Origin of the sequence: Achromobacter ruhlandii, from assembly GCF_902859695.1 — a bacterium.
Classification (GTDB): Bacteria; Pseudomonadota; Gammaproteobacteria; order Burkholderiales; family Burkholderiaceae_B; genus Achromobacter; species Achromobacter ruhlandii.
In genome coordinates, this window is sequence record NZ_CADIJL010000004.1 from 225,057 (window position 1) to 246,261 (window position 21,205).

A 21,205-nucleotide genomic window follows, 5' to 3' on the forward strand; every position below is an offset into this window, starting at 1 on the left:
ATCGAGCCGGTTAAAATGTGACCATGCGCATCGGCCCGTGGACTCTCCCCAACAACGTTCTGGTCGCGCCCATGGCGGGCGTGACGGATCGTCCTTTCCGACAGCTCTGCAAGAAATTGGGGGCCGGTTACGCCGTCTCGGAGATGGCCGCCAGCAACCCGAAGCTGTGGGACAGCGTCAAGACCTCGCGGCGCCTGAACCACGACGGCGAGATCGCCCCCATTTCGGTGCAGATCGCCGGCGCCGACCCGGCCATGATGGCCGAGGCCGCCGTGTTCAACGCCCACAAGGGCGCGCGCATCATCGACATCAACATGGGCTGCCCGGTGAAAAAGGTCTGCAACGTGGCCTCGGGCTCGGCCCTGCTGCGCCACGAAGACCTGATCGCCCGCATCCTGGACGCCGTGGTCGAGGCCTGCGCGCCGCTGGGGGTGCCGGTCACCCTCAAGACCCGCACCGGCTGGGACCGCGACAGCCGCAACGCCCTGCGCGTGGCCAGACTGGCCCAGGATGCCGGCATCGCCGCCCTGACGCTGCATGGACGCACCCGCGCCGACCTCTATACGGGCGAGGCGGAATATGACACTATCCGCGCCGTCCGCGCCGAGCTGAAAATTCCGCTGATCGCCAATGGCGACATCGACTCGCCCGAAAAGGCCAGGCGCGTCCTGGATTACACTGGCGCCGACGCGGTCATGATCGGCCGGGCGGCCCAAGGGCGTCCCTGGATCTTCCGCGAGGTCGACCATTACCTGCGCACGGGCGAAACACTGGCCCCTCCCAGCTATGGGGAAATGCGCGAACTGCTGCTCGAACATCTCGACGACCACTACCGCTTCTATGGCGAACACACCGGCGTACGCACGGCGCGCAAGCACATAGGGTGGTATCTGGACGGCCTGCCGGGCGCGGACTCGTTCCGCGACCGCATGAACCTCATCGACAACACCCGCGACCAGTGGCGGGCGGTGTCGGAATGGTTCCTCAATCTTTCCCGTGACGGCAACCCCAACCCGGCGCCTGTCGCGAAAGCCCTGCTGGCGGCATAACCGCCTCAACACCAACATAAAAATATCTGTACTCCGATGAGCAAGAAAGATGTCCTGGAAGAATGCGTGCGCGCCAGCCTGGAGCGCTATTTCGAAGACTTGGGCGAATCCGAGCCCCACGACATGTGGGACATGGTGATGCGCTGCGTGGAGCGCCCGGTCCTCGAAGTGGCGTTGGAACGGTCCGGCGGCAACCAGTCGCGGGCATCCGAAATGCTGGGCATCACGCGCAACACCCTGCGCAAGAAACTGCTGGCCCATAACATCCAGGTATAGCGCATCGCCGCGCGGGCGGCCGCTGGCGCGCCCCGCATGACAGATTTCCCATCCCGACCTGAAGCGAGACAGGCGCCCGCGCCCCACTCCCGTCCCTCACCATGAAAATCGAAACCGCCCTGCTTTCGGTGTCCGACAAGACCGGCATCGTTGAATTTGCCCGCGCCCTGGCCGCGCGCGGCGTGCGCCTGCTGTCGACCGGCGGCACCGCCAAGCTGCTGGCCGAGTCCGGCCTGACCGTCACCGAAGTGGCCGCCCACACCGGCTCGCCCGAGATCCTGGACGGCCGCGTCAAGACGCTGCATCCGAAGATCCACGGCGGCCTGCTGGCCCGCCGCGACAGCGCCGAGCACATGGACACCATCAAGGCGGCCGGCATCGATCGCATCGACATGCTGGTGGTCAACCTGTATCCGTTCCGCGAAACGGTGGCCAAGCCCGACTGCACCTTCGCCGACGCGGTCGAGAACATCGACATCGGCGGCCCGGCCATGCTGCGCGCCGCCGCCAAGAACCATGGCACCGAGGCCGGTGGCGTGACGGTGGTGATCGACCCGGTCGACTACTCGCGCGTGCTGTCCGAAATGGACCAGGGCGGCGGCACCTCGTACGGCCTGCGCCTGGCGCTGGCCGCCAAGGTCTACGCCCACACCGCCGCCTACGACGGCGCCATCGCCGCCTACCTGACCAGCCTGACCGACGCCGAACCGGCGCAGGACGCCGTGCCGGCGCGCCAGGAATGGCCCGGCACCCTGACCCTGCAGGTCAAGCAGGAACAGGCCCTGCGCTACGGCGAGAACCCGCACCAGACCGCCGCGTTCTACGTCGACGCGCAGCGTCCGGCCGGCCTGCTGGGCAACTACCGTCAGCTGCAGGGCAAGGAACTGTCGTACAACAACATCGCGGACGCCGATGCCGCCTGGGAATGCGCGCGCAGCTTCGAGGCGCCCGCCTGCGTCATCGTCAAGCACGCCAACCCCTGCGGCGTGGCGGTCGCGGCCGACACGCTGGGCGCGTACCAGCAGGCCTTCAAGACCGACCCGACCTCGGCCTTCGGCGGCATCATCGCCTTCAACCGCCCGGTCGACGCCGCCACCGCCGAGGCCGTCAGCGCCCAGTTCCTGGAAGTGCTGCTGGCCCCGGCCTATGACGGCGCCGCGCTGGCCATCCTGGCCGCCAAGAAGAACGTGCGCGTGCTGGAAGTGCCGATGGGCACGGGCCAGAACGCCTTCGACGTCAAGCGCGTCGGCGGCGGCTGGCTGGTGCAGAGCCCGGACGCCTACAACGTGCCGCGCGACGCCCTGAAGGTGGTGACCAAGCGCCAGCCCACCGAACAGGAAATGAACGATCTGGCGTTCGCCTGGAAGGTCGCCAAGTACGTCAAGTCCAACGCCATCGTGTTCGTCGGCGGCGGCATGACCCTGGGCGTCGGCGCCGGCCAGATGAGCCGCATCGACTCGGCCCGCATCGCCTCGATCAAGGCCGAGAACGCCGGCCTGACGCTGAAGGGTTCGGCGGTCGCGTCGGATGCCTTCTTCCCCTTCCGCGACGGCCTGGACGTGGTGGTGGCCGCGGGCGCGACCTGCGTGATCCAGCCCGGCGGCAGCGTGCGCGATGACGAAGTCATCGCCGCGGCCGACGAGCATGGCATCGCCATGGTGCTGACCGGCACCCGCCACTTCCGCCACTGATGCGCGTCCTCGGCATCGATCCCGGCCTGCGCCGCACCGGCTTCGGTGTGATCGATGCCGACGGCCCGCGCCTGCGTTATGTCGCCAGCGGCACCATCGTGGTGCCGCCGGCGCTGACGCTGTCCGAACGCCTCAAGGTCATCCTGGACAACCTGCGCCAGGTGGCGCGCGACACGCAGCCCGACGTGGCCGCGCTGGAAATCGTCTTCCTGAACACCAATCCGGCCTCGACCCTGCTGCTGGGCCAGGCCCGCGGCGCGGCGCTGTGCGCGCTGGCCGACAGTTCGCTGGCGGTGCATGAGTACACCGCGCTGCAGATCAAGAAGGCCGTGGTCGGCACCGGCCGCGCGGCCAAGGAACAGGTGCAGATGATGGTGCAGCACCTGCTGGCGCTGGACGGCACCCCCGCCCCAGACTCGGCCGACGCGCTGGCCTGCGCCATCTGCCACGCCCACGTCGGCCCCTTGCAGGACCGGCTGACGGAATTGGGCACGCGCCTGAGCCTGAGCGGCAAGACCCGCCTGCGCAACGGCCGCCTGCTCGGCTGAGCCCCGCCCCCCGCTTCGCGCGGACCCGTATAGAATCCCCGCATCCGCCGCGACTGACGCGGCCCCATCTTCTGCCAGGCCATTGCCACCATGATCGGACGCATCACCGGAACCCTGATCGAGAAACTGCCGCCCACCGTCTGCGTGGACGTCAACGGTCTGGGCTATGACATCGACGTGCCCATGAGCACGCTGTACTCGCTGCCGGAAACCGGCGCGCGCGTCACGCTGTACACGCACCTGACCGTGCGCGAAGACGCCCACATCCTCTACGGCTTCGCCACCGCGGGCGAACGCAGCGCCTTCCGTGAACTGATCAAGGTCAGCGGCATCGGCGCGCGCACCGCGCTGTCGGTGCTGTCCGGGCTATCGGTGGCCGACCTGGCCCAGGCCATCACGCTGCAGGAATCGGGCCGCCTGACGCGCGTGCCCGGCATCGGCAAGAAGACCGCCGAACGCCTGCTGCTGGAAATGCGCGGCAAGCTGGGCGCGGACATCGGCGCCACCGCGCATCCGGTGCAGGATAACCAGTCCGACATCCTGAACGCCTTGCTGGCGCTGGGGTACTCCGAGAAGGAATCGTTGTCGGCCCTCAAGACGCTGCCCGAAGGCGTGGGCGTGTCCGACGGCATCAAGCAGGCCTTGAAAGCGCTGGTGCGCTGAAGACGCGCCCTCCGGGCCGCCGCTGGCGGATCATTGCGGTCGTGGCAGGCGCGGGGCAAACGTCATGCGCCTGCGGCCCCCCCGCCGACGCAGGCGGCCCGCCCTAGCGCGCCGCCCCCAGGTAACCGGGCGCCACCGCCTCCAGCCCGGTCGGCACCACGTTCAGCTCGGGCGCCATCGGCGCGCCGCAGATGTTGTCGCTGCGCAGGGAATCGAGGTTGTCGCGCGACATCAGCGGCGGGCCCGGCAGGCATTCGAACAGCAACGCCTGCATGCGGCCCACGCCCATCGGCACGCTCACCACCGGACGCGGATGGCCGGCCCAGCCGGCGCACAGGCGCGCGATCTCGCCCAGGGTGTAGACCTGCGGCCCGCCCAGCTCGTAGGTCTTGCCGCAGGTGTGCGTATCGCCCAGCGCCGCCAGCATCGCCGACACCACGTCGCCCACGTACACGGGCTGCATGCGCGCGTTCGCGCCGGCCAGCGGCAGCACCGGCAGCCAGCACGCCAGACGCGCGAACAGGTTGGTGAAATTGTCGTCCGGTCCAAACACCACCGAAGGACGGAATATGGTCCAGCCCCCTTCGCGCCAATCGGCCAGTTCCTGCTTGATGGCCGCCTCGCCGTCGCCCTTGGAACGCTGGTACATGCTGGCGCCATTGGAATCCGCCCCCAGCGCGCTGATGTGCAGCAACCGGCGCACGCCCTGGCGGCGGCAGGCCCGCGCGATACGCTGCGGCAGGTACACGTGCGCCTGCGCGAAGTCGGAACCGTAGGGACGGCCGGCCTTGCCATGCAGGATGCCGACCAGGTTGACCACCACATCGCAGTCGCGCACCAGGCGATCGAGCGCGTCATCGTCGTGCACGTCGCTGGCAAGCAGCGTGACGGTGGGCAGAAGCTGGAGTTCACGCCCCTGGCCGTAACGGCGGGTGGGCACCAGGATCTGGTGCTGTCCGCCCGCCAGCCGGGCGATGAGATGACGGCCGATGAAGCCGGTGCCGCCAATGACAAGGATACGCATGAAGCAGCCCCTGTTCTTCAGGATTCAGGCCCGATTCTGCCCTGCACGGGCCGCCTCCGCAAGCGTGCCACCAAAGCACCGGACGATATCCCGCCGGCGCCTCAGCCTGAACGGGTCAGCCGGCCAGCAACTTGCCGTAGGCCGGAAGATCGACGTTGCCGCCGCTGATGATGACGCCGACCCGCGCGCCCCGCACCGGCACCACGCCCTGCAGCACGGCCGCGGCCGCGAGACAGCCGGTGGGTTCGACCACCATCTTCATGCGCTCGGCGAAGAACTTCATGGTCGAGACCAGTTGCTCATCCGTCACCGTGACGATGTCGCGCACGTGCTTCTGGATGAGCGGGAAGGTCAGATGGCCCAGATGCGTGGTGGCGGCGCCGTCGGCCAGCGTCTTGGGCGCCTGGATGCGGACGATCTCGCCCTTGCGCAGCGACTGTTGGCCGTCGTTGCCGGCTTCCGGTTCGACCCCGTAGACCAGGCAGCGCGGACTGAGCGCGAACGCCGACAGCGCCGACCCCGACAGCAGGCCGCCGCCCCCCAGGCACACGAACAGGTAGTCCAGCTCGCCGACATCCTCGAACAATTCCTTGGCCGCGGTGCCCTGGCCGGCGATCACGTCCTCGTGGTCGTACGGCGGAATCAGCGTGGCGCCGGTCTCGGCCTGGATGCGACGGGCGATCTCTTCGCGATCCTCGGTGTAACGGTCGTAGGTGACGATATGGCCGCCGTAGCCTTCGGTGGCGGCGCGCTTGGCCGCGGGCGCGTCCAGCGGCATGATGATGGTGGCCTTGACGCCCTGCAGCCTGGAGGCCAGCGCGATCGCCTGCGCATGGTTGCCCGACGAGAACGTGACCACGCCGGCGGCGCGCTGCTCGGGCGTCAGCCGGGCGATGGCGTTGAAGCCGCCCCGGAACTTGAACGCGCCCATGCGCTGGTAGTTCTCGCACTTGAAGAACAACGAGGCGCCGGCGATGGCGTCGGCCGTGGTCGAGGTCAGCACCGGCGTGCGGTGCGCCTGGCCAGCCAGGCGCTCGCTGGCGCGCGCGACGTCGTCGAAGGTGGGCAGTTCGGGCAGCATGTAAACGGTCCTTTGATTGCGAAGAGAATCGAAAGCAGAACCTACGGATCATAAACCCCGGGACGCCCCCTCCCCGGGATGCCCGACCGATTTATTTGCCGAACAGCTCGCCGCTGCCGCTGGCGGCGCCGGCGGGCGGCGTCAGGCCCAGATGGCGCCAGGTGGTCAGCGTGGCCGTGCGTCCGCGCGGCGTGCGCTGCAGGTAGCCGTGCTGGATCAGGTAGGGTTCGATCACGTCCTCGATGGTGTCGCGCTCTTCGCCGATGGCCGCGGCCAGGCTGTCCACGCCCACCGGGCCGCCATCGAACTTGTGAATGATGGCTTCGAGCAGCTTGCGGTCCATCAGGTCCAGGCCCTGCGGGTCGACCTCGAGCATGGCCAGCGCGCGGCCGGCGACGTCGGCGTCGATGGTGCCGCCGGCCTTGACCTCGGCGTAATCGCGCACGCGCCGTAGCAGGCGGTTGGCGATACGCGGCGTGCCGCGGGCGCGGCGCGCCACCTCGGCGGCGCCATCGGAAGTAATGGTGGCGTTGAGCAGGCCCGCGCTGCGGGTGACGATGCGGCCGAGATCGTCGGCGTTGTAGAACTCCAGCCGCGAAACGATGCCGAAGCGGTCGCGCAGCGGGTTCGTCAGCATGCCGGCGCGGGTGGTGGCGCCGACCAGCGTGAACGGCTGCAGGTCGAGTTTGACGCTGCGGGCCGCCGGCCCTTCGCCAATCAGGATGTCGATCTGGAAATCCTCCAGCGCGGGGTAGAGAATTTCCTCGACCACGGGCGACAGGCGGTGGATCTCGTCGATGAACAGGACGTCGTTCTTTTCCAGGTTGGTCAGCAGCGCGGCCAGGTCGCCCGGGCGCTCGAGCACGGGGCCGGAGGTCTGGCGCAGCTGCACGCCCATTTCGTGCGCGATGATGTGGGCCAGCGTGGTCTTGCCCAGCCCGGGCGGGCCGAACAGCAGCACGTGGTCCAGCGCCTCGCCGCGCTTGCGGGCGGCGGCGATGAAGATTTCGAGCTGTTCACGCGCGCGCTGCTGGCCGACGTATTCTTCCAGCGCCTTGGGCCGCAGGGCGCGTTCGATCGACTCCTCGTTGGGCGACGCCGGCTGGGGCGCCACGATACGGGGCGCGTCGGGACGGGAGGAAAGCGAATCGGACTGGATGGCCATGGTGCGGGAACGACAGGATACTGAGCGGGATGCTGCATCGTACCGTAACCGCCGGGCGCGGGGCCGGCGCCGGGCGCAAAACGGGCCCGGGCCGGATCAGGCGCCGTCCGCGACCGGCAGCTTGACCCGCACGCACAGCCCGCCCGATTCGGCCTGCAGCAATTCCAGCGAGCCGCCGTGGGCGCGGGCGATGGCCTCGGCCAGCGCCAGGCCCAGGCCGACGCTGCCGGTGCGGGTGCGGGCGTCGTCCAGGCGGCTGAACGGCCGCAGCGCCTCCAGGCGGCGTTCCGGCACGATACCGGGGCCGTGGTCGGCCACGTCCAGCACCGCGTGGCGGCCTTCGCGCCGCAGGCTGACGTCGACGGGCGGCGCGCCGTGGTTCAGGGCATTGCCGATCAGGTTGTCGAGCAGGCGGCCCAGGGCGACCGCGTCGCCCTGCACCACCAGCGTGTCGTCGCCGTCCGCGGTCTTGAGGTGAATGTCGGTGCCCGCGCCGCGCCAGGCATTGACGCGCTCGGTCAGCCAGTCGGGCAGCACCATCGACGCGTATCGGTAGGCCGCCGGATCGGTGCCGCGCACGAAACCGATGAACTGGTCGACCATGTGCTGCATGTCCTGCAGGTCGGTGCGCAGCCCTTCCTTCAGGGCCGAATCGTCGGCCAGTTCAATGCGCAGCCACATGCGCGACAGCGGCCCCTTCAGGTCGTGCGGCAGGCCCGACAGCAGCGTGCGCCGGACCGAATCGGATTCGGCCAGCGCGTCCAGCATGGCGTTGAAGCGTTCGCCCAGCACGCGGGTTTCGTGCGGACCGGAGGGCTCGACCCGCTGCGGCTGGCCGGCGGCCAGGCGGTCGGCGGCGTCGGCGAGCCGCGTGATGGGCCGGGTGATGTGCCAGGAGAAGCCCACCGCCAGCAACAGCAACAGGCCCAGTCCGCCCAGCCAGGCGGCGATCAGCGGCGTGGCCACCGGGGGATCGAGGCGGTCCAGCGGGATCACCAGCCATTCACGCAGGCGCGGCGCATCCTCGCTGGCCGGATTGGGCGCCAGCGAGATGAATATCTCGGGCGTGGGGCCGCGCGACAGCGCCACCCGGGTGCCGTCGTTCAGGCGTTCGTTGAGTTGCTGCACCAGGCCACGCAGGTCGCGGCGGATGTCGTCGGGCTCGGGCTTGTAGCGGCGCACGCGCTCCTCGTGCTCGCGCTGGCGCTCTCGTTCGGCCTGCGCGTCGTCCATGTCGCGTTCGCCGCCGCGCATCTCGGGCGGCAGGGGCGGCCCCTGGATCTGCGAACTGGGCGGCGGTGGAGGCGGAGGCGGCGGATGCTGCATGTTGCGCGGCGGCGGCCGGCGGCCATTGAAGCGTTGCAGCTTGGCTTCGGCCGGCAGCACCCGCGACCACAGGCGCCATTGGTTCTGCGAAGCCGCCCGCACGAAATCGGCGCGATCCTCGGCCGGCACCTGCGACACAGCGGCGCGCAGGGTGCGGATGGTGGTGGTGATGTAGCCGATGGCCACGTCTTCCATGAACTTGTGGCGGAAGTACGAGACCGTCACGAGCGTGGCCGCCTGCGTCAGCAGCACCGACCCGAGAATCAGCAGGATGAGCCGCGCCCGCAGCGAACGCGGAACCAGGAAACCGGCGGAAAGGCGCATCAGGGCGAGAACCGGTAGCCGATGCCCCAGACGGTCTGGATCCAGCGGGGTTGCTTGGGATCGTCCTCGATGACGCGGCGCAGGCGCAGGATGGCGATGTCGATGGCGCGGTCGTTGCGTTCGCCGGCGTCGTCGTCGCGCGCCAGCGCCAGCAGGCGTTCGCGCGACAGCGGCTTGCCGGCGTTGCGCACCAGGGCTTCGAGCAGGTTGATTTCGCCGCCGGTGAGCTTGACCACCGAGCCGTCGCGCGACAGCTGACGCGTGGAGGGATCGAACAGGAACGGCCCGAACGCGACCGGGGCGTCCTTGGTCAAGGCCGACGGGCCACGCTTGCGCCGCAGCACGGCCTCGATGCGGGCCAGCAGCTCGCGCGGATCGAAAGGCTTGCCGACGTAATCGTCGGCGCCGGCCTCCAGGCCGATGATGCGGTCGACGGCCTCGTCGCGGGCGGTCAGCAGGATGACGGGAATGTCTTCGCCCTGTTCGCGCAGGCGGCGACAGGCATCGGCGCCGTCGCCGCCGGGCAGCATGCGATCCAGCACCAGCAGGTCGGGGGCGTAGCGGGTGATGCGTGACGGCAGGTCGCTGGCATCCGGCGCCAGCAGCGTGTCGTAGCCGTGGCGGTTCAGGTAGTCGGCCAGCAACTGGCGCAAGGCCGGGTCGTCGTCGACGACCAGCAGCTTGGTGTGGTGATTGTCCATGGTTGCCATAGTGGAGCCGTCCGCCGCTGGCGGCAAGAGCCGGGAAATCATCTGAAATATACCTGTTGCACGATGTTTGCCGGCGATGCTGGCCCGTTGCCGCCGACATCGCCGCCAGCCGGGACTGGCCCTAAAATACTGGACATTGCCCCGCATACGCTGGTCCGGTTTACTAAAAATCGTTTACAGCTGGGGCAACGTCCCCTTTCTACACTGTTGGTTATGGTCGCCCCTGCATCCTGGCGCAGGCGGCTGCTGCACACGGCGTTGACGGCTGGCCTGGCCAGCCCGTTGATCCCCGCGTCCGGCGCGCCCGCCGCCCCCTCGTCTCCCCCGCCGGCCCCGGCCTATGTGGCGCGCGGCATCGGCGTGCTGTCGCCGGTGCAGCCGGTGCCGGTGCGGCCAGCGCCGTCGATGGCGTCGCGGGCCGTGCCGCTGGACCCGTCGCCCTGCGACCTGCAGACCAGCGAGCCGGCCATGGACACCAGCGTGGCCGGGGGCAACGCCGATGCCGACGTCATACCGGGGACGGGCTCAACCCTGTCCGGCGACGCCGCCGCCAGCCCCCTGGGCTGTGAGCCCCCACAGACGGCCGCGGCGCCGGCCGATACCCCCGACTACTCGTTCGACCTGGAAAGCGGGGACGTACCACGGGTGCCCGTGGTCGTGATCTCCGGCGTATCGCGGCCGAGCCGCCCCTGGTTCGCCTCGGTCAGCGGCCAGGACGGCCTGCGCTACGGCGGCGACCGCAACTGGGTCTACCGCAACACCACCGGCCCCTCGTTTTCGGTGGGCAACATCAACGCCAATGCGCCCACCTGGGGCAGCAGCGCGCCGGTCGGCGGGCTGCAGATCTCCAATCTGCCGAGCACCACGGCGCCGCTGGCAGAGGGCAGCTTCGGCTATTCCTCGTCGCTGGGGCGACTCAACCGCATGGATCCATCGGCCACCTCCGGGGCGGTCGACTATGGCGCTTCGGTCGGCAACAGCACCGTGCGCTACGGGCTGACGCCGGTGCTGACGCTGGAAGGCCAGATGCAGAGCGCGCCGTCGCTGACCACCCGCGGCATGGGCACCACCTATGCCGCCGGCGACTACGGCACCTTCCAGGCCGGCGCCACCCAGAGCTCGTTCGATGCCGCCAGCGCCTGGCGCTACCGCTTCGGCTACAGCGTGGACGTGGCCGACGCGGTCAACCTGGGCTACACCAACGAACAGATCGGCGCCGGCTTTGGCGACCTGTCGACCTATTCCGGCGGCGTGGCCGCGGCGCCGCAGACCCGCAACACCCTGACCGCCGGGGTGCCGATCACCGGCTGGGGCACGCTCAGCGGCACCTATTCGGGCCTGCACGAAGGCTCGGCGCTGGCCGAGCAGCGGGTCGGCCTGAGCCACAGCATGTTCGTGGCGCCCAAGGTCAAGCTGGCGGTGGGCGCCGACCGCGACATCATTTCGGGCAATTACGAGTGGCGCGCCAACCTCAGCATGCCGGTGGACACCTTCATGCGCGGCACCTGGCTGAGCTGGTGACGCGGCCGGGCCGGTGGACGAAAATGCCCCCCCGCGCCCGGGCCGCCAAATTTGCGGCTTAAAATCCCCGCCATGATGCTCACGGCCTACCCCCATGTCTGACACGCGCGCCCTCGGAGTCCTGCAGCGCGTTTTCGGTTACGAATCCTTCCGCGGCGACCAGCAAGCCATCGTCCAGCAAGTCATCGACGGCGGCGACGCGCTGGTCCTGATGCCCACCGGCGGCGGCAAGTCGCTCTGCTACCAGATCCCGTCCCTGGTGCGCGAAGGCACCGGCATCGTCGTCTCGCCCCTGATCGCGCTGATGCAGGACCAGGTCGACGCGCTGACCGAACTGGGCGTGCGCGCCGCGTTCCTGAATTCGACCCAGGAATGGCGCGTGGCCCGCGACGTCGAACAGGCTTTCCTGGCCGGCGAGCTGGACCTGCTGTACGTGGCGCCCGAACGCCTGCTGACCGACCGCTGCCTGCAACTGCTGGAACGCGGCAACATCGCCCTGTTCGCCATCGACGAGGCCCACTGCGTGTCGCAATGGGGCCACGATTTCCGGCCGGAGTACCTGGGCCTGTCGATGCTGCACGAGCGCTGGCCGGACGTGCCGCGCATCGCGCTCACCGCCACCGCCACCGCCGAGACCCGCACCGAGATCGCCCAGCGCCTGTCGCTGACCGACGCGCACCACTTCGTCTCCAGCTTCGACCGCCCCAACATCCGCTACCGCATCGTCGAGAAGAACGAGGTGCGCAAGCAGTTGCTGGACATGATCCGCACCGAGCACGAGGGCGAGTCCGGCGTGGTCTACGCCCTGTCGCGGGCACGCGTCGAGGAAACCGCCGAATTCCTCTGCAACCAGGGCATCGACGCCATGCCCTATCACGCCGGGCTCAGCCCCCAGGTGCGCGCCGCCAACCAGGCGCGCTTCCTGCGCGAGGACGGCGTGGTCATGGTCGCCACCATCGCCTTCGGCATGGGCATCGACAAGCCCGACGTGCGCTTCGTGGCGCACATCGACCTGCCCAAGTCGGTCGAGGGCTACTACCAGGAAACCGGCCGCGCCGGCCGCGACGGCCTGCCCGCCACCGCCTGGCTGGCCTACGGCCTGCAGGACGTGGTGCAGCAGCGCCGCATGATCGACGAGTCCCCCGGCGACGACGCCTACCGCCGCCGGCTTGGCCAGCAACTGGACGCCATGCTGGGCCTGTGCGAAACCGTGGAATGCCGCCGCGTGCGGCTGCTGGCGTACTTCGGCCAGCACATCACGGCCTGCGGCAACTGCGACGTCTGCCTCGACCCGCCGCAGGCCTGGGACGGCACGGTGGCGGCGCAGAAGGTGCTGTCCGCCGTGTACCGGCTGTGGAAGGAACGCGGCCAGCGCTACGGCGCCGGCCACATCATTGACATCCTGCGCGGCAAGGTCACCGACCGCACCAAGCAGCACGGCCACGAAACGCTCAGCGTGTTCGGCGTGGGCGAAGACCTCAGTGATACCGCCTGGCGCGGCGTGCTGCGCCAGTTGCTGGCGCAGGGCCTGCTGACCGTCGACAACGAAGGCTACGGCACGCTGGCCCTGACCGAAGGCAGCCGCGCGGTGCTCAAGGGCGAGCGCCAACTGATGCTGCGGCGCGAATCCGAGAAGAAAGCCCGCTCCGGCAAGACCAGCGGCAGCCGCGCCAAGGCCGCCGCGATCGACCTGCCCGCCGAACTGCAACCGGTGTTCGAGGCGCTGCGCGCCTGGCGCGGCGAAGTGGCCAAGAGCCACGGCGTGCCGGCCTACGTCATCTTCCACGACGCCACGCTGCGCGAGATTGCGCTGGCCCAGCCCGACTCGATGGACGCGCTCAGCCACATCAGCGGCGTCGGCGCGCGCAAGCTGGAAGCCTACGGCGAGGAAATCCTGCAGCGGGTGGCGCGGCCGGTGCTGTAAGGCCGGGCTTGGCGCGGCATCCCCGGGAGCCGGGGCGGCCGAAGACGGCGGCGCGGCACGGCGGATGGCATGGCCATCCGCCGGCGCCTCACCCCCGCGGCATCAAGGCGACGGCGGCGGCAACAGCGGCACGGGCGCGCGCTCCTTGCCGAACACCGAGCGATAGGCCAGGATGTTGAACACCAGCACCACCGGGATTCCCACCACCGCGCCGGCCATCACCAGGCGCATCGAGCCCAGCGCGCCGGCGCCGTCCCACAGCGTCATGTCGTCCAGGATCAGGTAGGGGAACAGGCTGTAGGCCAGGCCGCTCAGCATCAGCAGGAACAGCGCCACGCACAGCACGAACGGCAGCCAGCTGAAGCGGTCGGCGCGGCCCGGCAGGCGCGCCAGCAGCATTTCGGCGGCGACGAAGCCCGCCAGCATCATCACCCACACCGTGGCCGCCAGGCTCAAGTGGGCGATGTTGCTCCATTTGTAGAAGATGCCGGCGTTGGCCAGGCCCAGCGTGACGGCGATGGCGACCATCCCCACCGCGGTCCAGCGAATGGCGTGGCGCGCCCAGTTGGCGGCGCGGCGCTGCAGGTCGCCGTCGACCCGCATCACCAGCCAGGACGCGCCCAGCAGCACATAGGCCGCCACCGCGCACAAGCCGACGAACAACGCGAACCAGCCATAGCCCGCGTCGGATTGGTAGCCGGTGGCGATGCGGCCTAGCAGCATGCCCTGGCCGAACGCGGTCATCAGCGAGCCGGCCCAGAAGGCGAAGATCCAGCGCGGCTTGGACTCGTTGCGGGCGCGGATGCGGAACTCGAAGGCCACGCTGCGCAGCACCACGCCCAGCACCATGAAGGTGAGCGGTCCATACAATTTGCCCAGCACCGCGCCCCAGGCGAACGGGAAGGCCGAGGCAAACAGGCCCATGCCCAGCAGCAGCCAGAACTCATTGGCGTCGCGCCAGGGGCTCAACAGGCTCATCATGCGCCCACGCTCCTGCTCGGGCGCCAGCTGCAACAGGATGCCCACGCCCAGGTCGAAGCCGTCCAGCACCACGCCCGCCGCGATGACGACGAACAGCAGGCCCATGAACGCCAGCGGCATCCAGAAGGATGGATCATCGGGGCTCAGGCCCTGCGAGGCGGCGAGCATGGCGATCATGATGCGCCTCCGCCAAGTTTGCGCACCGGCACCACGCCATACCGGGCCGCGTGGAACAACATGCCGGCAAACGCCGCCAGCAGCAGCGCGTAGAGCAGGCCATAGCCGATCAGGCCATACAGCACGGTGCTGGACGACATGGTGCCCAATACCTCGGTCTGGGTGACGGTGCCATTGACGACGAAGGGCTGCAGGCCGATCACCGAGAACCACCAGCCGGCCACCACGGCGATGCCGCCCGAGAACATCATGCCGCAGAGCACGCGCTGCCACCATTGCGGCAGCACCGAGACATCCATGCCGCGGCGCCAGGTCCAGAGAAAGGTGACCCAGGACACGGCCAGCATCAACAGGCCCAGCCCGGCCGCGACTCGCAGCGACCAGAAGGTCAGCGCCACCGGCGGCAACATGCCGGAATACTTGTCCAGGCCCTGGTAGGTGCCGTCGTCATTGCGGTGCAGCCACCTGCCGCCGGCGTTGTTCCAGGTCCAGTCGGCCACATTGGCGTGGTTGCGAGCGTCCGGCCAGCCGAACAGCACCAGGCGCGGCTCGCTGCCGCTTTCCCAGTAGCCTGCTGCGGCGGCGGCCTTGGCGGGCTGGTACTTGGCGACCACCTGGCCGGCGCCGGTGGCCACCGGCAACTGCAGCACGGCGGCCAGCGCCGCGATCACCAGGCCGGTCTTGAAGGTGGCGCGTTCGCCGTCGCCGAGCGGGCGGCGCAGGGATTGCAGCGCGGTCACGCCCATCATCAGGAAGGCCGCGGCCAGGGCCGCCCCTACCACCACCACGGCCATGCGCCAGCCGACGGACGGGTTGAACACCACCGCGGTCCAGTCGTAGACCTGGTAGCGGCCATCGACCAGCACGGCGCCGTCCGGCGTCTGCATCCACGATTGCAGCGCCAGCACCCAGAACAGCGCCACCAGCTGCCCCACGGCCACCATCAGCACCGCCAGGGTGTGGGCGCCGTCGGACACGCGGCGCTGGCCGAACAGCATGACGCCCAGGAAACACGACTTGAGGATGAAGACCGACAGGATGCCGTAGCCCAGCAACGGGCCGGCGACGTTGCCGATCTTGTCCATCAGGCCGGCCCACAGGCTGCCCAGCTGGATCAGCACCGGCACGCAGGCGGCCAGGGTGAGCACGAAAGACAGGGCGAAGATGCGCACCCAGAAACGGTAGGCGGCGGTCCAGCCGCTCCGCCCCGACAGGCGGGCGCGGATCTTGAAGAACAGCAGGACCCAGGCGAGCGCCAGGGCCACGGCGAGGAACAGCGCCAGGAAGCTCAGGCTGGCCACGAATTGCGCGCGGGCCAGGGAAAGGGTCGAGATATCCATGATGGCCCGTAGTGTAGAGCCAGTTACACGACAATGGGGGCCAGTTTGAAACCGCTTGCAGCGGGCCAAAAATGGCTTGTCCCGGGAACGTGGCAAAATTGACGCTTTGTCGCTGCTTTTTCCTATTCTTTCAAGAATGACCTCCGCCACGACGCCGACCCCCGCCGCATCCAATTTCCTGCTCAACATCGTCGAAGACGACCTGCAAGCCAACCGCTTCCAGGGCAAGCGTTGGGCGGGCAAGCCTGGGCCGGCCTCCGTGCAGCAGCAGGGCGAACCCGATCCGGCGAAGATCCGCACCCGTTTTCCGCCGGAGCCGAACGGCTATCTGCACATCGGCCACGCCAAGAGCATCTGCGTGAACTTCGGCCTGGCCCGCGACTTCGGCGGCGTCTGTCACCTGCGCTTTGACGACACCAACCCCGAAAAGGAAGACCAGGAATACGTCGACGCCATCATCGAGGCGGTGCACTGGCTGGGCTTTGACTGGAAGGCCGACGGCCGCGACAACCTGTATTTCGCCAGCGACTACTTTGGCTATATGTACGAGTTCGCCGAGGCGCTGGTCGAGGCCGGCCACGCCTATGTGGACGAGCAGAGCCCCGACGAGATCCGGGCCAACCGCGGCACCCTGACAGAACCCGGCGTCGACTCGCCCTGGCGCAACCGCCCGGCCGCCGAGTCGATCGCGCTGCTGCGCGAGATGCGCGACGGCAAGCATCCGGACGGCAGCCTGGTGCTGCGCGCCAAGATCAACATGGCGTCGCCCAACATCAACCTGCGCGACCCGGTCATGTACCGCGTGCGTCACGCCACTCACCACCGCACGGGCAACCAGTGGTGCATCTACCCGATGTACAGCTGGGCGCATCCGGTGGAGGATGCGCTGGAAGGCATCACCCACAGCGTCTGCACGCTGGAGTTCGAGGACCAGCGCCCGTTCTATGACTGGATCCTGGAACGCCTGGCCGAACTGGGCAAGCTGGCCCGGCCGCTGCCGCACCAATATGAGTTCTCCCGCCTGAACCTGAGCTACGTGGTCACCAGCAAGCGCAAGCTGCTGCAGCTGGTGCGCGAAGGCCACGTGGACGGCTGGGACGATCCGCGCATGCCGACCATTTTCGGCCTGCGCCGCCGCGGCTACACGCCGGCTTCGATCCGCCTGTTCTGCGACCGCACGGCGGTGTCGAAGTCGGATTCGCGCATCGACTACAGCCTGCTGGAGCAGGCCGTGCGCGACGACCTGGACCCGATCGCGCCGCGCTCGGTGGCGGTGCTGGACCCGCTCAAGCTGGTCATCACCAACTATCCGGAAGGCCAGACCGAGATCTGCACGGCGCCGCGCAATCCGCACGATCCGGAAGCCGGCGTGCGCGAATTCCCGCTGTCGCGCGAGCTGTGGATCGAGCGTGACGATTTCCGCGAGGAAGCGCCCAAGAAATACTTCCGCCTGTTCCCGGGCAACCTGGTGCGTTTGAAGTATGGCTATGTGGTGCGCTGCACGGGCTTCACCAAGAACGAGGCCGGCGAAGTGGTCGAGGTGCAGGCCGAGTACCTGCCGGAGACGCGCAGCGGCACGCCGGGCGCGGACAGCGTCAAGGTCAAGGGCAATATCACCTGGGTGAGCGCGGCGCATGCGGTGCCAGCGCAGATCCACCTGTACGACCGCCTGTTCGCGGATCCGCGGCCGGATGGCGGCGACAAGGATTTCCTGGCCTGCCTGAATCCGAATTCGAAGGAGACGGTGACGGCGTGGCTGGAGCCGGGCACGGTGGCGACGCCGGGGGCGACGTGGCAGTTCGAGCGGCTGGGGTATTTCACGGCTGACTTGAAGGAGTCGACCGTGGAGAAGCCTGTGCTGAATCGGGTGGTGACGTTGCGGGATTCTTGGGCGCAGGGGTGAACGGGATTTGCCTTTTTGCGTTGTGCATTGAAAAAAGCGCCTTCGGGCGCTTTTTTTATGGCCCGCGAGGTTGTGGGCTTCGTAGGCCGCGCCTCGCGCGGTGGGCCGGGCTGGATACAGGGGTTCCGGAGAGGGTTGCGGGGCCCGCCAAAATCGGCCGCGCGGGCGGCCGGTTTTGGCATACGTGGGGTCTGGCGTCGGGGCGATGGGCGCTGCGCGGAGGGGGGCGTGGTGGTTGCTTGGGGGCGGGGGCGCCCCCCGCCCTCTTTCAGTCCAGTTTGATGTTGGCGGCCTTTACTACGTCGGCCCACTTGGCGGTTTCGCTTTTCATGTAGGCCTCGAAGTCGGCGGGGGTGCCGCCCAGGGGTTGGCTGCCTTCGTCTTCCAGGCGCTTGACGACGGCGGGTTCCTTGAGGACGGCCTGCATGCGGGCGTTGAGCTGGTTGACCATGTCGGCGGACATGCCGGCGGGGCCGACCAGGCCGGTCCAGGCGGAGGCCTCGAAGCCGGGGTAGCCGGATTCGGCCACGGTGGGGACGTCGGGCAAGGCGGCCAGGCGGGCGTTGGAGGTGACGGCCAGGGCGCGCAGCTTGTTGGCGGCGAGCAGGGGGAAGGCGGTCTGCGGGGTGATGAAGTAGAGGTCGGTCTGGCCGCCGACCAGGTCGGTGACGGCGGGGCCGGCGCCCTTGTAGGGGACGTGCAGGAACTCGACGCCGGCGCGGCGCGCGAGCATGACGCCGGACATGTGGCCGATGGTGCCGTTGCCGGCGGAGGCCAGGCGCAGCGAGGCGGCGGGTTTTTTCCTGGCGTCGTCGACGAGGTCGGCCAGGGTCTTGTAGGGCGAATCGGCGCGCACCACCAGGACCACCGGCTGGGCGGCGACGAGGCCGACCAGGGTGAAGTCCTTCTTCGGGTCGAAGGGCATCTTCGGATACAGCGCGGGGTTGATCGCGAGGTTGGCGGCCTGGCCCATGCCGACGGTGTAGCCGTCGGGCTGGGCGCGGGCCACGTAGTCCATGCCGATGTTGCCGGTGGCGCCAGGCTTGTTCTGCACCACCAGGTTCCAGCCGGTGGCCACGCCCAGGCGCTCGGCCAGCAGGCGGCTGACGACGTCGGTGCCGCCGCCCGGCGGCATCGGCACGACCAGGTTGATGGGACGTTCGGGATAGGCGGCGATGGCGGGCGCGGCGCCGGCCAGGGTGGCGACGGCGATCGCGGCCGCGGCCAGGCGGCGCGGCATGAGGCGCGAAAGGACTTGCATGAGGTTGTCTCCAGATGGAATGCGTAGCGGAACGGCCGGGGCCGGCCGGGTCAGTTCACGGGCCCGACGACGCCCGCTTCGTTCAGGGCCGCGATCTGCGTCGCGCTCAGCCCCAGGGTTTCCAGCAATTGGGCGCCATGCGCGCCCAATGCCGGGGGATCGATACGTACGCCGGGGCGGCGGCCGCCCAGCGTGATGGGCAGCAGCGGCACCTTGGCATGCGCGTTGGCCGCGCCGCTGCCCGCACCGTCTTGCGGCAGGGCGATGTCGGCCAGGCCGCCGGTGGCGGCCAGGTGCGGATCGTCGAACAGGTCCTGCGGCTTGGCGATGGGCGCGTAAGGCAGGCCGTGCGCCTCGAAGCGGGCGGCGATGGCGGCGGCCGGCTCGGACGCCAGGCGTTCGCGCAGGATCGGCATCAGCCAGGCGCGGGCCTCGACACGGTCGTTGTTGCCCGCCAGGCGCGCGTTGGCGGCCAGGTCGGCGAAGCCGAAGGCGTCGCAGAACAGCTTCCACTGGGTGTCGGACACCACGGCCAGGAAGATCTGTTCGCTGTCCTTGACGGTGAAAACGTCGTACACCGCCCACGCCGAGATGCGGCTGGGCATGGGCGCGGCCGGTTTGCCGGTGACGGCGTACTGCATCATGTGGTGGCCGACCAGGAACACGTTGTTCTCGAACAGCGCGCTCTGCACTTCCTGGCCGCGGCCGGTGCGCTGGCGTTCGAGCAGCGCGGCCATGGCGCCCATGGCGCCGAACATGCCGCCCATGATGTCGTTGACGGCCGCGCCCGCCCGCAGGGGCCGCCCTTCCGGGCCGGTCATGTAGGCCAGGCCGCCCATCATCTGCACCACTTCGTCGAGCGCGGTGCGGTGCTGGTAGGGGCCGGGCAGGAAGCCCTTGTGCGAGACATAGATCAGGCGCTCGTTCAGCCTGGACAGCGTGGCGTAGTCCAGCCCCAGCCGGGCCATGGTGCCGGCCTTGAAGTTCTCGCTGACGATGTCGGCGGTGGCGATCAGCTTGAGCACCAGTTCGATGCCACGCGGATCCTGCAGATTGACTGGCAGGCTCTTCTTGTTGCGGTTGAACATGGTGAAGAAACCCGCGCCCGAGCCTTTCAGGCGGCGCGTATTGTCGCCCTGCACCGGCTCGATCTTGATGACCTCGGCCCCCAGGTCGGCCAGCATCATGCCGCAGGTGGGACCCATCACCATGTGGGTGAATTCGACCACCCGCACGCCTGTCAGCGGCAGCGCCGGTTCGTCGCTGGCTGGATGTGCGTCATGCGTGCTCATGCGGCCTCCCGCGCGTAGGTGAATCCTTTCGGCAGGCCCGCGTCGGGCACGTGACCGTACAACGGTTCGTCCGGCAGCCCGTCGCGCAGCGCGGCGCGGGCCGCCATCAGCGCGTCGACGTCGATGCCGGTATCCAGGCCCATCGACTCCAGCAGGAACACCAGGTCCTCGGTGACGATGTTGCCGGTGGCGCCGGGCGCGTAGGGGCAGCCGCCCAGGCCGCCCTGGCTGGCGTCGAAGGTGTCGACGCCGACCTCCAGCGCCGCCACCACGTTGGCCAGCCCCTGGCCGCGGGTGTTGTGGAAATGGGCGCCGCCGGCGCGCGCGCCCAGCTCGGCGCGCAGCGCCTTGAACAAGCGGCGCACCTGCGCCGGATTGGCGTAGCCGGTGGTGTCCGACAGCCCGACCTCGTCGACGCCCAACTGCGCCATGGCCACCGCCATGCGCAGCGTGTCGGCTTCCGGCACCTGGCCGGCCAGGGTGCAGCCGAAGGCGGTGGACAGCCCCGCCTCCAGCGTCACGCCAGGAAAGCGGGCATTGCGCAGCGCCACCACCGCCGCGACTTCGTCACGCATCTGCGCGTGGGTCTTGCGCACGTTGGCCAGGGAGTGGGCCTCGCTCACCGACACCGGCAGCGTGACCTTGGCCGCGCCGGCCTCGAAGGCGGCCTGCGCGCCGCGCAGGTTGGGGGCCAGCGCCGCGACGTGCAGGCCGGGCAGTTCGCGCGCGGCCGCCACCACGTCGGCGGCATCGGCCATCTGCGGCAGCAGCTTGGGCGGCACGAACGAGCAGACCTCGATTTCGCGCAGGCCGGCCGCCGCCAGCGCGCCGATCCAGCGCAACTTGGCGGGCGTGGGCATGACGGCGGCGATGCTCTGCAACCCATCCCGGGGGCCGACCTCGCTGACTAGAATCTGGGGCATTGACTTTCTCCTTGTCGTTCTATAAG

At 69.2% G+C, this 21,205-nt stretch carries 18 protein-coding genes; 8 read left to right on the forward strand and 10 right to left on the reverse strand.

The window, feature by feature from the left end; translation table 11 throughout:
* The first annotated feature begins 23 nt into the window (after window positions 1-23).
* The 5 genes from dusB (at window position 24) to ruvA (ending at window position 4,227) form a co-directional block, all read left to right on the forward strand.
* Window positions 24-1,049, forward strand: a complete 1,026-nt coding sequence (gene dusB, locus HV742_RS07730; RefSeq protein ID WP_054416514.1) for a tRNA dihydrouridine synthase DusB — start codon at window positions 24-26, stop codon at window positions 1,047-1,049.
* A 36-nt stretch (window positions 1,050-1,085) separates the two neighbouring features.
* Complete coding sequence (locus HV742_RS07735) at window positions 1,086-1,325, forward strand: helix-turn-helix domain-containing protein (RefSeq protein ID WP_006217670.1); 240 nt, start codon at window positions 1,086-1,088, stop codon at window positions 1,323-1,325.
* Between the two features lie 101 nt (window positions 1,326-1,426).
* Window positions 1,427-3,016 (forward strand): bifunctional phosphoribosylaminoimidazolecarboxamide formyltransferase/IMP cyclohydrolase, encoded by a 1,590-nt coding sequence (gene purH / locus HV742_RS07740; protein WP_049071647.1) that lies wholly within the window; start codon window positions 1,427-1,429, stop codon window positions 3,014-3,016.
* Window positions 3,016-3,564: a crossover junction endodeoxyribonuclease RuvC gene (gene ruvC / locus HV742_RS07745; RefSeq protein WP_049071645.1), complete on the forward strand. Its 549-nt coding sequence runs from the start codon at window positions 3,016-3,018 to the stop codon at window positions 3,562-3,564. The genes purH and ruvC overlap by 1 nt, the downstream gene beginning before the upstream one ends.
* Window positions 3,565-3,654: 90 nt before the next feature.
* Window positions 3,655-4,227: a Holliday junction branch migration protein RuvA gene (ruvA, locus tag HV742_RS07750; protein WP_006393160.1), complete on the forward strand. Its 573-nt coding sequence runs from the start codon at window positions 3,655-3,657 to the stop codon at window positions 4,225-4,227.
* Window positions 4,228-4,330: 103 nt separating this feature from the next.
* On the opposite strand, the gene HV742_RS07755 is transcribed toward ruvA, so the two are convergent.
* From HV742_RS07755 to HV742_RS07775, 5 genes are all read right to left on the reverse strand, one after another.
* A complete protein-coding gene (locus HV742_RS07755) occupies window positions 4,331-5,251 on the reverse strand; it encodes a complex I NDUFA9 subunit family protein (protein ID WP_175144751.1) in 921 nt (306 codons plus the stop codon).
* Window positions 5,252-5,366: 115 nt separating this feature from the next.
* Window positions 5,367-6,332 carry a threo-3-hydroxy-L-aspartate ammonia-lyase gene (locus HV742_RS07760; RefSeq protein WP_049071641.1) on the reverse strand — a complete coding sequence of 322 codons (966 nt, stop codon included), beginning with the start codon at window positions 6,330-6,332 and terminating at the stop codon, window positions 5,367-5,369.
* Between the two features lie 91 nt (window positions 6,333-6,423).
* Window positions 6,424-7,497, reverse strand: coding sequence for a Holliday junction branch migration DNA helicase RuvB (gene ruvB, locus HV742_RS07765; RefSeq protein WP_049071640.1), 1,074 nt, complete (start codon window positions 7,495-7,497; stop codon window positions 6,424-6,426).
* Window positions 7,498-7,593: 96 nt separating this feature from the next.
* Window positions 7,594-9,147, reverse strand: a complete 1,554-nt coding sequence (locus HV742_RS07770; protein ID WP_049071639.1) for a sensor histidine kinase — start codon at window positions 9,145-9,147, stop codon at window positions 7,594-7,596.
* Window positions 9,147-9,848: a response regulator gene (locus HV742_RS07775; protein WP_175144752.1), complete on the reverse strand. Its 702-nt coding sequence runs from the start codon at window positions 9,846-9,848 to the stop codon at window positions 9,147-9,149. The genes HV742_RS07770 and HV742_RS07775 overlap by 1 nt, the downstream gene beginning before the upstream one ends.
* A gap of 222 nt (window positions 9,849-10,070) precedes the next feature.
* Here HV742_RS07775 and HV742_RS07780 point away from each other — a divergent pair, with 222 nt between their 5' ends.
* Together HV742_RS07780 and recQ are read left to right on the forward strand one after the other, a co-directional pair.
* Window positions 10,071-11,378, forward strand: coding sequence for a hypothetical protein (locus tag HV742_RS07780; RefSeq protein ID WP_059269409.1), 1,308 nt, complete (start codon window positions 10,071-10,073; stop codon window positions 11,376-11,378).
* A gap of 94 nt (window positions 11,379-11,472) precedes the next feature.
* Window positions 11,473-13,302: a DNA helicase RecQ gene (recQ, locus tag HV742_RS07785; protein ID WP_175144753.1), complete on the forward strand. Its 1,830-nt coding sequence runs from the start codon at window positions 11,473-11,475 to the stop codon at window positions 13,300-13,302.
* Between the two features lie 102 nt (window positions 13,303-13,404).
* Here the strand turns inward: recQ and HV742_RS07790 are convergent, their stop codons facing one another.
* Both HV742_RS07790 and HV742_RS07795 read right to left on the reverse strand, forming a co-directional pair.
* On the reverse strand, window positions 13,405-14,460 hold the full coding sequence (locus HV742_RS07790) for a cytochrome d ubiquinol oxidase subunit II (RefSeq protein ID WP_100502908.1): 1,056 nt from the start codon (window positions 14,458-14,460) through the stop codon (window positions 13,405-13,407).
* Window positions 14,457-15,800 (reverse strand): cytochrome ubiquinol oxidase subunit I, encoded by a 1,344-nt coding sequence (locus HV742_RS07795; protein WP_175144754.1) that lies wholly within the window; start codon window positions 15,798-15,800, stop codon window positions 14,457-14,459. Before HV742_RS07795 ends, HV742_RS07790 begins: the two co-directional genes overlap by 4 nt.
* A 136-nt stretch (window positions 15,801-15,936) precedes the next feature.
* On the opposite strand from HV742_RS07795, the gene HV742_RS07800 reads away from it, so the two are divergent.
* The gene (locus tag HV742_RS07800; protein WP_063580729.1) at window positions 15,937-17,703 is read left to right on the forward strand and encodes a glutamine--tRNA ligase/YqeY domain fusion protein; all 1,767 of its coding nucleotides are present in this window, start codon (window positions 15,937-15,939) and stop codon (window positions 17,701-17,703) included.
* Between the two features lie 268 nt (window positions 17,704-17,971).
* Here the strand turns inward: HV742_RS07800 and HV742_RS07805 are convergent, their stop codons facing one another.
* From HV742_RS07805 to HV742_RS07815, 3 genes are read right to left on the reverse strand one after another with little or no spacing between them, the layout of a single operon-like run.
* Entirely contained in the window at window positions 17,972-18,964 is a 993-nt protein-coding gene (locus tag HV742_RS07805; RefSeq protein WP_082707123.1) for a Bug family tripartite tricarboxylate transporter substrate binding protein, read from the reverse strand.
* 50 nt (window positions 18,965-19,014) lie between these two features.
* Window positions 19,015-20,256 carry a CaiB/BaiF CoA transferase family protein gene (locus tag HV742_RS07810; RefSeq protein WP_175144755.1) on the reverse strand — a complete coding sequence of 414 codons (1,242 nt, stop codon included), beginning with the start codon at window positions 20,254-20,256 and terminating at the stop codon, window positions 19,015-19,017.
* Entirely contained in the window at window positions 20,253-21,179 is a 927-nt protein-coding gene (locus tag HV742_RS07815) for a hydroxymethylglutaryl-CoA lyase (protein WP_175144756.1), read from the reverse strand. The genes HV742_RS07810 and HV742_RS07815 overlap by 4 nt, the downstream gene beginning before the upstream one ends.
* Window positions 21,180-21,205 lie beyond the last annotated feature (26 nt).

What these genes read in the sequence shown, in the direction of transcription:
- dusB (WP_054416514.1), top strand. Translation starts at nt 24, where the DNA reads ATGCGCATCGGCCCGTGGACTCTCCCCAACAACGTTCTGGTCGCGCCC.
- HV742_RS07735 (WP_006217670.1), top strand. Translation starts at nt 1,086, where the DNA reads ATGAGCAAGAAAGATGTCCTGGAAGAATGCGTGCGCGCCAGCCTGGAG.
- purH (WP_049071647.1), top strand. Translation starts at nt 1,427, where the DNA reads ATGAAAATCGAAACCGCCCTGCTTTCGGTGTCCGACAAGACCGGCATC.
- ruvC (WP_049071645.1), top strand. Translation starts at nt 3,016, where the DNA reads ATGCGCGTCCTCGGCATCGATCCCGGCCTGCGCCGCACCGGCTTCGGT.
- ruvA (WP_006393160.1), top strand. Translation starts at nt 3,655, where the DNA reads ATGATCGGACGCATCACCGGAACCCTGATCGAGAAACTGCCGCCCACC.
- HV742_RS07755 (WP_175144751.1), bottom strand. Translation starts at nt 5,251, where the DNA reads ATGCGTATCCTTGTCATTGGCGGCACCGGCTTCATCGGCCGTCATCTC.
- HV742_RS07760 (WP_049071641.1), bottom strand. Translation starts at nt 6,332, where the DNA reads ATGCTGCCCGAACTGCCCACCTTCGACGACGTCGCGCGCGCCAGCGAG.
- ruvB (WP_049071640.1), bottom strand. Translation starts at nt 7,497, where the DNA reads ATGGCCATCCAGTCCGATTCGCTTTCCTCCCGTCCCGACGCGCCCCGT.
- HV742_RS07770 (WP_049071639.1), bottom strand. Translation starts at nt 9,147, where the DNA reads ATGCGCCTTTCCGCCGGTTTCCTGGTTCCGCGTTCGCTGCGGGCGCGG.
- HV742_RS07775 (WP_175144752.1), bottom strand. Translation starts at nt 9,848, where the DNA reads ATGGACAATCACCACACCAAGCTGCTGGTCGTCGACGACGACCCGGCC.
- HV742_RS07780 (WP_059269409.1), top strand. Translation starts at nt 10,071, where the DNA reads ATGGTCGCCCCTGCATCCTGGCGCAGGCGGCTGCTGCACACGGCGTTG.
- recQ (WP_175144753.1), top strand. Translation starts at nt 11,473, where the DNA reads ATGTCTGACACGCGCGCCCTCGGAGTCCTGCAGCGCGTTTTCGGTTAC.
- HV742_RS07790 (WP_100502908.1), bottom strand. Translation starts at nt 14,460, where the DNA reads ATGATCGCCATGCTCGCCGCCTCGCAGGGCCTGAGCCCCGATGATCCA.
- HV742_RS07795 (WP_175144754.1), bottom strand. Translation starts at nt 15,800, where the DNA reads ATGGATATCTCGACCCTTTCCCTGGCCCGCGCGCAATTCGTGGCCAGC.
- HV742_RS07800 (WP_063580729.1), top strand. Translation starts at nt 15,937, where the DNA reads ATGACCTCCGCCACGACGCCGACCCCCGCCGCATCCAATTTCCTGCTC.
- HV742_RS07805 (WP_082707123.1), bottom strand. Translation starts at nt 18,964, where the DNA reads ATGCAAGTCCTTTCGCGCCTCATGCCGCGCCGCCTGGCCGCGGCCGCG.
- HV742_RS07810 (WP_175144755.1), bottom strand. Translation starts at nt 20,256, where the DNA reads ATGAGCACGCATGACGCACATCCAGCCAGCGACGAACCGGCGCTGCCG.
- HV742_RS07815 (WP_175144756.1), bottom strand. Translation starts at nt 21,179, where the DNA reads ATGCCCCAGATTCTAGTCAGCGAGGTCGGCCCCCGGGATGGGTTGCAG.